This window comes from Clostridium algoriphilum (assembly GCF_020443705.1).
Classification (GTDB): Bacteria; Bacillota; Clostridia; order Clostridiales; family Clostridiaceae; genus Clostridium_AD; species Clostridium_AD algoriphilum.
The window spans coordinates 1-10637 of record NZ_JAIZZK010000061.1 but is presented as its reverse complement, the minus strand read 5'-3'; the positions used below and the strand labels follow the sequence as shown (position 1 = coordinate 10637).

At 32.5% G+C, this 10637-nt stretch carries 10 protein-coding genes and 1 pseudogene; all 11 read right to left on the bottom strand.

Features of this window, described 5'->3' with window-relative positions; translation table 11 throughout:
• Positions 1-267, bottom strand: a 267-nt coding sequence (locus tag LGK95_RS20995; protein WP_226126863.1) for a PLDc N-terminal domain-containing protein, incomplete at its 3' end; no start/stop codon positions are given.
• 254 nt (positions 268-521) lie between these two features.
• Positions 522-866, bottom strand: a pseudogene (locus LGK95_RS20990) (hydrolase); the annotation flags it as partial.
• A gap of 1009 nt (positions 867-1875) precedes the next feature.
• Positions 1876-2709 (bottom strand): SGNH/GDSL hydrolase family protein, encoded by an 834-nt coding sequence (locus LGK95_RS20985; protein WP_226126861.1) that lies wholly within the window; start codon positions 2707-2709, stop codon positions 1876-1878.
• Positions 2710-3003: 294 nt separating this feature from the next.
• A complete protein-coding gene (locus LGK95_RS20980) occupies positions 3004-3450 on the bottom strand; it encodes a ferritin-like domain-containing protein (protein ID WP_226126860.1) in 447 nt (148 codons plus the stop codon).
• A gap of 491 nt (positions 3451-3941) precedes the next feature.
• Complete coding sequence (locus LGK95_RS20975; protein WP_226126859.1) at positions 3942-5417, bottom strand: 4Fe-4S dicluster domain-containing protein; 1476 nt, start codon at positions 5415-5417, stop codon at positions 3942-3944.
• Between the two features lie 137 nt (positions 5418-5554).
• On the bottom strand, positions 5555-6595 hold the full coding sequence (gene cbiM / locus LGK95_RS20970) for a cobalt transporter CbiM (RefSeq protein ID WP_226126858.1): 1041 nt from the start codon (positions 6593-6595) through the stop codon (positions 5555-5557).
• An 82-nt stretch (positions 6596-6677) separates the two neighbouring features.
• The gene (locus LGK95_RS20965; RefSeq protein ID WP_226126857.1) at positions 6678-7493 is read right to left on the bottom strand and encodes an energy-coupling factor ABC transporter ATP-binding protein; all 816 of its coding nucleotides are present in this window, start codon (positions 7491-7493) and stop codon (positions 6678-6680) included.
• Entirely contained in the window at positions 7486-8439 is a 954-nt protein-coding gene (gene cbiQ / locus LGK95_RS20960) for a cobalt ECF transporter T component CbiQ (protein ID WP_226126856.1), read from the bottom strand. Before cbiQ ends, LGK95_RS20965 begins: the two co-directional genes overlap by 8 nt.
• 149 nt (positions 8440-8588) lie before the next feature.
• The gene (locus LGK95_RS20955) at positions 8589-8798 is read right to left on the bottom strand and encodes a hydrogenase maturation nickel metallochaperone HypA/HybF (RefSeq protein ID WP_226126864.1); all 210 of its coding nucleotides are present in this window, start codon (positions 8796-8798) and stop codon (positions 8589-8591) included.
• 45 nt (positions 8799-8843) lie between these two features.
• Entirely contained in the window at positions 8844-9308 is a 465-nt protein-coding gene (locus tag LGK95_RS20950; protein WP_226126855.1) for a HyaD/HybD family hydrogenase maturation endopeptidase, read from the bottom strand.
• Positions 9305-10637 (bottom strand): nickel-dependent hydrogenase large subunit (locus LGK95_RS20945; RefSeq protein WP_226126854.1); only part of this gene is annotated, 1333 nt, incomplete at its 5' end. The genes LGK95_RS20945 and LGK95_RS20950, both read right to left, overlap by 4 nt.

Genomic DNA, 10637 nt, shown 5'->3' with positions numbered 1-10637 from the left:
TGCAGCAATATCATGAATATGTTGCTTTAGTACCTTATTGTACTTTTCCTCTATTTCACCCATGCCATATTTTTTTGATAAAATACGCATTTTATATTTACTACCAATTAAAAAATAAAAAATGAACCCAACGTAAGGTAGAAAAAAGAATACTATCAACCAAGCAAATATAACTCTCGTATCACTTCGTTTTATAAAAATTAGTCTTAGAACTGATATTATATTAAACGCATATACAAATATTAAAAAAATAGTTGATAACTCCATGTTGTTCCCCCAGTAGTAATATTTATTTCAGTAACTTTCTTAAAGTTTCTCCTTTAATCTAAATACTTCATCAAGCCTTTTTTACTCAGATGGAGAAATCTAAAGAATCTCTTGCTAAGAGGAATATTACATTATACCATATATATTATCAAGTATAATTATCTGGAAATGTTGAAACTCTATTATGTAAATAGTGCTAATTAAATACTTTAAGGTTTGTTGTTATAACATCAATTTATAAATATAAATATAATCTAACAAAATAGACATGTAATAAACAATGAGTTCAATGTTTTCAGTCTTAGGTATATTGCCTGTTCCCGAAAAATAAAAAATAATATATATAAGTAGGCATCCATTTCTTTCATCCAGTTGGGAATCTCTTTGAACCCGCCTTCAAAGACTTTAGTTAAAAAGGTTCCAGACAATTTTGTTATCTCCATGCCTTTAACCTCTTTTGTCACAAGAAAATAATGTTCACAACGCCATGGAGATACATCATGAGATAGTATCAGATATCTATCTGGGACTTCCGCTTGAGCTTTATTGATAATACTCATTACGCTACTCATTACCTTACCCATGTTTAATGGCATATAAAAAAAACTCTTATTTAATTTTCATTAATTACTTAGTAGAACCTACTGTTTTTAACATTTATCATGTATTAATTCAACATACCCCTTATCTTTTCCTTCAACATTTGTAAAAATAGGTAAACATAAAGCCCTGAGATTACCCAGAGCTTCATAAACTGTTTTTTAACTTTCTAACTATTACTTCATTACTTCCTATGCAGCTATGACCTATCTATATCCGTATTCTTTAACTCTACGATAGAATATAGCTTTTGTCATGTTTACCATCTGCATAGCTTCAACACCTTTAATATTTCTCCATCAAGATATTCAAACACGTCTCGGACTAGTAAAATTGCCACCATAAGATAATTTACGGTGGCAATTAGACAATTTAAAAATTATAAATCAGGCTATCCTGTTGGTATCACTTGGTTAGTTGAACTACCGTCTCAATATGAGGGGTTTGTATATATCTAGTATTTTAGCTTATCTATATATATTATATACTATCCTGAAAGCATTGATTTGAAAGCATCTATCAGGTAGATAATAATTTTATGGGTCTAAACTTAACTAATTGTATCTCATAATATTTTATGCACCGGTGGCAAATGGGTGGCATTGCCACCGTAATAATTCTGACTAATAGTATACTTCACAATTTAGTAACCATGAATTTATTTAAATATGTTCCTATTTTAGCAGTAATAATGCTTATACAACTTGTAGCACTCTATAGTAAACTTATATACTCTTTAGCAAAATAAACACCAATAATAGATTTCGATGCTTTTAGCTTTAAATTATAATAGTACAAGTAACCAGTGCTAATAACTGATAATCATAACCTTATGTGTAAATACATTATTATTCAGTAACATGAGTATAGCTAATGTAGTATTTAAATATTAACTTATTCGAACAATTCGCATAAATACAAAGCCATATAAATATCTCATACTCCATTTTGAATGAAAAAGCGATATAACCCCGGATTCAAATTATATTGAACCCAGTGTAATTTGTATTAGTTTAATCCTCTTAAAAAGTCTGTCTGAATAAAACCCCAAAAATCCTGTGCAATTGTTCTGTAGCCCTGAACAGTCGGATGAACATCACCAGGAAGATATTTAGTTAAATGCTTGTTCATTGATGCCTGGGTGGCAACATAAGTTGCTCCATTACTAGTAGCTGCAAGTCTTATTTTATCATTCAATTGTTCAAGAAGAGGCAAAAATTGAGGCATATCTGGTAATGCATTGTAATAGCCCATTACATAAATTTTAGTATCTGGACTACACGCTTTTATTGCCTGAATTATCTTTTCTAATTTAAACTGAACTGCCGTGATTTCAATCCCAAGTATTGCCGTGATTTTTTGTTCAAGGGTTTTTGAAGAAATCAACAATGATTGTAGCTCTGCTGTCTCCATGGAACCGGGATAAGTTTGTAGCGTTTGTTGTGGAGTCATAGTACTGAGTTGATTTGCCCATTCAATCACCCTAAAAATGTCATTAGCCCCAATATCCAAAGTAACAATTTCAGCGTTATTAAGGGCATATTGAACGTCAGTATCAGTAGTAACCTGATTTAATACGTTCTGTGTAGTCCAGCCGGATACACCATAGTCGCCGTAGCCACCTAAAACTCCAGCATCAGCAAGCTTGTTTACTATGATATTTGTATAACCATAGGAATCATTGTTGCCATATGGAGTCTGTCCTGCCGCCAAGGAATCACCCAATGATACATAATCATACAGCAGAGAAACAGATTGAGTGTTTTCTTCGCCAAATACTGTTCCATTCATAGAAAAAAGAAATACTATAATAAGAGAAATTACCATTGATGTTTTTGACATTAGATATTTAAACATAATTAAACACCTCACTTTACGTATTTATAGATATACATAGAATTATGAAATTATACCATTTTCTCTTTTCAGCTTACTACAATAATACCTACACTCATTAATCATTTTTTCAGCTTCCCATTATAGACACAACCTGCCTAAATAATCTAATCTCTTTAGTAATTCTTACAATTGTTTATAATGAACTTTTTTGAATTACGACGTAAAAATGCAGTAAAATCCATCTCTGAATAATACGGTGTTTTAAGTAATTTATCTAAAAATCCTAACATTATAATATTATTTTAACATTGAGTACAAATAAATAAACCTTCCAAAGTGTTCCTGCTCATCGGTAATAATTTCAAAGACCTTATCTCTCATTTGTTTATTTGTCATGAGTGCGAAAATTTCTCTATAAAGGTCTACAGCTTCACTTTCTCCTTCAATACTGCTTTGTACTGCTTCCATAAGAGTATTATATTTTTCAATATTAGTTGGTATAGGAAAATCTAATTTTACACCTGTAAGTTGATAATATATTTGTTGAAACATTCCATAATGCTTAATCTCATCATCATAAGCAAATTTTATCTGTTTAATTACTGCAGGGTCAGTAGTCATTTCCATCATCCTTTGATATTTTACTCTATCATGTCTTTCAGCCTTCATAGCCTCAACTAACTTATCATTTAAAGAATCTGCCCTGAAAAGTTGAGAATAATAACCATCCATATTATAATACAAAATACATCTCTCCTAACTTTTATTACATAATTTATAATATGTTTAATTCTTTTAAGTTGTGAAGGCTATGATATTTTTAAGTATGACTTTCTACACATTTTTTATACATAAACTTATGAAATTATAATGCAGTTAAGATCATCATAATCTTTATAATTTGTATCTAATTTAACTTACAAGAAAATTATAATATATTCCCCATATTGTTATAATAAAATGTTTGTGTAATCTACTATTTTTCTATTAACCTTTACACTTTAAAGAATTTATTTTACTTTGATATAATAAAACACAATTTTAACAAACCCTTTAATTCATAAAATAAATAAAAAGAATAATGTTCTTAAATACTACAGGGCAAGAGGAATTCAAGGAGGAGGGATTTAGACATAATTATCTATATCTAGGTTTATAAAAAACCGTACTGGTTTTACAAGCTTGTTATTAATCATATAACCGGCTCAGAAGCAACACAATATGCAAATCAAATATTATTTAGACATGAAGCCTTTACCACGGTGTAGGTCAATTTTCTCAGCTTTTATTAATCTGAGTGATTTACTAACATCTTTTTCTAATGCTAACTTTCCATACTTATCTATTTCATTATTATCTTTTGGACTATGCTGAAGGGCAGTGGCCCCACCTACACATCCACCAGAACATGCCATGCCTTCTATGAAATTACTGTTTGATCTATTAAATTTCAACAATTTCAAGGCTTTATCACATTCAATAAGGCCATCACAACTTATTGGTTTAAATTTAATTGGAGTATTTTCAGCTTCAACTAAGTGTTTTACCGCTTCGGTAAGCCCACCTGATCTAGCAAAAATCCTTCCATAATATGAGGCGTTATTTAAGGGAATCTCATCACAATCTTGAATATCTATTTCAAAAGCATCAAGCATTGCCTTAAGCTCTTCAAATGTCAATACATAATTAGTAATGCCTTTTAAATCTTCTTGATTTATTTCCATTTTTTTAGCAGTACAAGGTCCGATAAATACAACCTCAGCTAAGGGATCTGTATTTTTAATAAGTTTAGAAATTGCTATCATTGGTGAAACTGTGCTTGAAACATGCTTACCTAATTCAGGGTAATTTCTTTTTATGTATGAAACAAAGGAAGGGCAACAAGAGCTTGTCATAACTTTCAGCTCTTCAATAGTTTCTATAAATTCTTTTGTTTCATTTACAGCTACCATATCTGCGCCAATGGCTACTTCTATAACATCGTAAAAACCTAACTTTTTTATACCTGAAGCTACTTGTCCAATTTTAACATAGGTAAATTGGCTAGCAATTGCAGGTGCAATGATAGCATATATGTGCTTATTTTCATCATTTTTGGATTTCATTAATGCATTAGTGATATCTACTACTGAAGATTTATCCATGATTGCACCAAAAGGACATTGATAAACACAGGCACCGCACTGTATACATTTCTCATTATTGATTACAGCTTTTTTATCTTCATCAATACTTAAGGCACCTGCATTGCAAGCTCTATGACAGGGTCTCATAACATCAGAGATTGCGTTGTACGGGCAAGCAGTCTTGCATTTACCACATTCAATACATTTATTTGTATCAATGTAAGATCTTCGGTTTATAGAGTGGATTGCATCCACAGGACATGCTTGGATGCATTTGTGTGTTATACAACCTCTACAGCCTTCAGTAACAGTAAAGCGTTGGATGGGACATTCATCACAAGCACAATTTATCACTTCAATAACGTTTTCATTCTTTTTATCTCCACCCATTACAAGTTTAATTCGCTCGCCAATTATTGCCCTTTCCTTATGAATGCAACAACGAGTTCTCGCTTTAGGTCCTGGAACAAGGATCTTAAATAGATTTTTAACCTCTTTTTTTAGAGTTCCTTTAATTGCAAGTCTAACTACTTCTCTTATTACCTCATATTTTATAAATTGTATATCATATTCAAAAGCCGTCAACGTTATCACTTCCCCTATTTCAAAAATGTTAAGTTATATAAATTAAATTTAATAAGTTACTAATAAATTTTATAAGACTCTCTATAGCATTTGTGATGAATACACAAAGCATTAGTAGTTCAAAAATATATTTTGAACTAACTGATATTTTGCCTAGTATTTTTTCTTTTTTGAAGTAAACTAATAATTGCAGTTATAGTCAATATTATTGTTAAAGCTACTATTGCACAAGATATATAACCTAGAGATGACTTAAAGAAAGTACTCTCCAACCCTGGTATAGAATAATGTGGTAACAATGATTTCCATCTATCTCCAAACCTAATCATTCCTTCTGGAATATATCCAAGCTTCGAATTTAGCTTATCACCTGACCATTCTCCATATGCATTACCCTGAGCTAATAGCCCGAGCGGAGCAAAAATAATTAAAACAATCAATGCACGCCAATACTTCTTTAAACCACCTATAATCTGAGAATTTTCATTTTCTAATTTTTTAGGTGGATAAATCTGGAGCATATCAGGATTTGAATTTTGCATATGTTTCACTACAAATCCTGTTACCACTCCTTCAAGCGGACCGGCTACAATAATATGACCGAACAACATTGCTGGTACGGATTGCATCAGATTGTATGGTGCGTACAAAGGAGTTCCATCAAGTTTATGAAATAATAAGGGTTGAAGTCCAAGCTCTATTCCAACACACAATGCTGAAATATTTATTGCTACAAATCCCGCTATGATTGAACCAATAAATCTTCGCCTTGAAGAAATTTCAGAATTACCAACTATTAACTTATATAGATAATAGCTCACGAAAGGAATCACAAATGCCATGTTGAACATATTTGCTCCAAGCGCCAGAATACCACCATCTCCAAAGAAAAATGCTTGAATTATGAGTGCAATGCTTACTCCTACTGTGGCAGCCCAAGGTCCCAGAATGATTGCCAAAATTGTAGCTCCAACCGCATGTGCTGATGTACCATCAGGTATAGGCACGTTATACATCATAATTGTAAATGAGAAGGCCGCTCCAATTGCCAATAGTGGAACCTGTCTGTCCTTTAATGTCGTTTTTAATTTTGATGCTGAAGTGCCCAATATTGGAACCATAACAGCGCCCATTACCGCACAGGTTTGGGGACTTAAATATCCATCAGGTATATGCATATTATCTCCTCCTAAAATTTTAATAATATTAGATTGACCTTTTCGTTTACTACATTAAAAAAATAATTTCTAATCTTAATGGTTATTCGTGACAATGATAATGATCATGATGTTCGCTTGGGTCAAATACATGAACATGCCTGTGATAATGCTCATCTATAAGATTTACAGAAAGTAATAACTCTTTATTTGATAATATATCCTGAGGCGAACCTTGAGCAACTATGTTATGCTCTTCACTGAAAACTATTACCCTATCTGCAATTTCTTCAACAATATCCAGATTATGAGTGCACGTAATTAAAGTCTTACCAGCATTATTAAGTTCGACCAATAGGTTAATCAGCCATCTTTGAGTGCGGGGATCTAAGCCGTTAGTAGGTTCGTCCAATATTAGAACTTCAGGATTTATTGATAATACTGAGGCAATAGCTACTTTCTTTTTCTCACCCCCGCTTAATTTATATGGTGGCCTATCCTTTAGTGATTCTAAGTTAAGCATCCGAATAACTCCATTTACTCGCTCATTTACTTCCTTAAAGTTAAGATTCATCTGCAAAGGGCCAAATGCTATTTCTTCCCATACATTGGCAGAAAACAATTGGGCATCCGAATTCTGAAATATATATCCAATTCTTTGGCGAAACGCCTCTGCTAATTGCTCATCATTTAATGTTTCTTCTGTAACAAGTTGACCAAAGGCCCTATATTCACCTTTACTTGGAAATAACAACCCGTTAAGAATTTTTTGAAGCGAAGATTTCCCTGAGCCGTTAGCTCCTAAAATAACTATTTTTTCGCCACTGTAAATATCTAAGTTTATTTCTTTAAGTACCGTTTCATTGGTTATATATTCAAATGAAACATCTCTCAGCTGCATTATTTTTTCCTTATCCAAGAATGATTTCACCTCCAAAAGATGCCAGAACACAAATTATTAAACCTAAAAACCATTGAAAATCAAGCAGAGTAAATTTAAACCTGTTCATAATAACTGGCTCACCTTTATAACCTCTTGATAGCATAGCTCCATACACTTCTTCACTTAAAGCATAACTTTTACCAAAAAGGCTTCCAATTGCATTAGATACAAAACGGCGGCCTTCTTTTGAATCAATTTTGCTGAAAGTTCTACTTTTTCTGGCAACAAACATATCTGTTGTGATATTCAATAATATAAAAATATAACGATAACACATTTCTAATATTGTGATAAATATTTTCGGTAAAAACAAAACTCTAAACGCCTTCATCAAATTAGCAAAGCGGGTGGTAGAAGTAAATAAAAAAGCTAAAGAAACTGCAATACCAACTCTGACTATTAACAAAGCAGCTCCTGATACGCCCTGTTTTGTAATCGCAAGTTCTGCTGGAAATGTGAATGGGCCTAAATGTAATTGATGACCGAAGTTTATAAGTGAAATTAAACTATTTCCGGGCCTGACATAGTTAAAAATTGATGGTAATACAGTAACTGCTGTAAAAAGGGGTACAATAAGCCATACTCGTTTAAAATATAATTTTAATGATACACATGATATTTTTGCTAAAATACATGATATTAAATATATAATAGTTAATATCACCACATTATGAATCAACGTAGCTGTTAAAATTAGTATAATCAAAGATATTACTTTTACCCTTGGGTCTAATTTTTGTAAAAAACCCTTTTCAAATGCTATATCTTCAAAAAAAATAACTTCCTTTAAAAACTTGGCAATATCATTAATAGTCTTTTCTAAAAAACTGACTTTCTTCCTTTTTCCAATACACCCACATGATCGCATTCCAATTTCTCCACTGTTTAGCAACCACTCTGGTACTTGATATTTCGAATTCATTTGTTTTCTCCTTCGCACAATCTTTCAAATAAAAGACAAAAATCCATAAAAGTCTTCTTACTTTAAGAAATAACCTTCATGGTCAATTAAATACTCTTTTTATGTTCCTCATAAACAGTAATCTATGTACCTTAGTGATATTCATATAATTATATGAACTCTTGTTTACAATCAAGGCATTCAGCTACTGCCTTGACTTTTTCTATTTCTAAAGTTGAGCCTTCAAGCATTGTATCCATTATGCAGCTTTTGAATGCAAAGTTTAAAGATTCTGGCATAACACCAGATAACTCCCCTATTTTTAACGATACTTTATTTATCTTAGTGAACTTATTTTCAATTGCTTTATCTGTTACTATTTTGACAACATTTTAAATTATAGAAACTTCATGCATATTTATCTCCTAATTAATTTCTAATTCTTTTTTTATATTAGAAACTATCTCTGGGATTATAGAAACCATTGTTTGTGTCATTTCTAGATCTACGGCTATTTTCTCTGGTTCAATTCCAAATATAATCACTTCAGGGTATTTATCCATCATGTTTGCCATTCGTGCGACATCCAGTATTTGAACATCATGAATAGAAAGATTTTCTTTTTTATAATTTTTAATATCTTCTGGTTTTATTTTATATATTGTACCCGGTTTTAAACCTGCCCTTAGACAATCTACAACTATAACTTTTTTATAATCAAGGAATAAACCAAGTGTATCAAGTGTGGAAGTACCTCCATCTACTAATTCAATAGTAGATGGAAGTTTTTCATTTTCCAGTTGTTTTATTACATGTACTCCCACGCCATCATCTTGGAGTAAAATATTACCTATACCAAGAATAACGGTGTCCTTAATAATTAAACTCATAGAGGTTGTACAATAAAATTTGACATTTCAATTCCTTCTGGTGACATTACATGTACCGAACATCCTGTACATGGGTCGAAGGAGTGTACTATTCTTAAAAGTTCCACGGGTTGCGTAGTATCTACAACATGAGTTCCAATTAAAGCCTTTTCTATAGGTCCCACATTTCCTGCATCATCCATTGGTGAAGCATTCCAACAAGTCGGGGTTACTATTTGGTATTTAGATATTTTTGAAGTCGCAACAGAAACCCAATGTCCAAGGGCTCCTCTTGGTGCCTCTGTTAATCCTATTCCACTTCCCGAAGTTGGTGCTCCAAGATTTGTGAATGCACTTGCACCAGCTACAATTTGGTTTAGCCATGTCTGCATGCTAGCTGCTATCTTAGCTGTTTCAGTATATCTAGCCATATGTCTATCCATTACAGATACTCCATTTTTATAATCTCCGCTAATCCAAGTTCTTGCAATGCTTCCTGCTTCATATGGAGTACCATTGTATCTTGGTGCCTTAAGCCAGGTATAAGCTCCTGTTTTTCCATAGCTTGGAGTTGTTGTTTCACTTGCTGGATTAACGCCAGATGGTGAAGTATACCAAGAATGTCCTACGTATTCTTTTATATTCGCTGAAGAGAAGCTTCCAACTATGCCGTTAGTTACTGTTCCAGCAGGGAATAACTTAGTTCCAGTTGTGTTTGTATCAAATACTCCATAGGATATTAAATTACCGTATCCCGTGCCGATCGTGTAATAATCACTGTATGTTGAAGCCAATTTGTTAACATCAGTCTTATATGTATTTGTAATAAATGTTGTTATAGTATTTAAATAATTTCTAAAATTTGTTATGTCTGTTGAAGTTGGAAGAGCAGTTACACCTCCAGGCACTACGTTGCCCACATGTGGTAGCTTACCACCAAAAATTGCTCCCATTTCATGTGCTTTTCTTCTGATTGACAAAGCTGTAACATAATTATTTATTAAAGTTTGGCTATCAGTAGCATTAAATTTAAAATCTTGTGAATAACCAGGAGTCCATGGATTCATTTGTGGTCCCTTAACGTAATCCATTAATGCTAGTTGATAGAAATGTAATATGTTACTAGATATAAAGTTAGCTCCTTGTATAAGGTCTCTTAAAAGAATAGCTTGTAAGTTTGGAGTAAACCCTGAAGCAGCTTCAACCGCCTTTGAGGATGCAATGGCATGTGATACCGGACACACTCCACAAATTCTTTGTGTTAAGAATGCTGCATCCTTTGGTACTCTGCCTATAAGCATGTTTTCAAAGTCTCTAAATAAATTACCCGTAGCCTCCGCAGCTGTTACA

What these genes read in the sequence shown, in the direction of transcription:
- LGK95_RS20985 (WP_226126861.1), bottom strand. Translation starts at nt 2,709, where the DNA reads ATGTCAAAAACATCAATGGTAATTTCTCTTATTATAGTATTTCTTTTT.
- cbiM (WP_226126858.1), bottom strand. Translation starts at nt 6,595, where the DNA reads ATGCATATACCTGATGGATATTTAAGTCCCCAAACCTGTGCGGTAATG.
- cbiQ (WP_226126856.1), bottom strand. Translation starts at nt 8,439, where the DNA reads ATGAATTCGAAATATCAAGTACCAGAGTGGTTGCTAAACAGTGGAGAA.
- LGK95_RS20950 (WP_226126855.1), bottom strand. Translation starts at nt 9,308, where the DNA reads ATGAGTTTAATTATTAAGGACACCGTTATTCTTGGTATAGGTAATATT.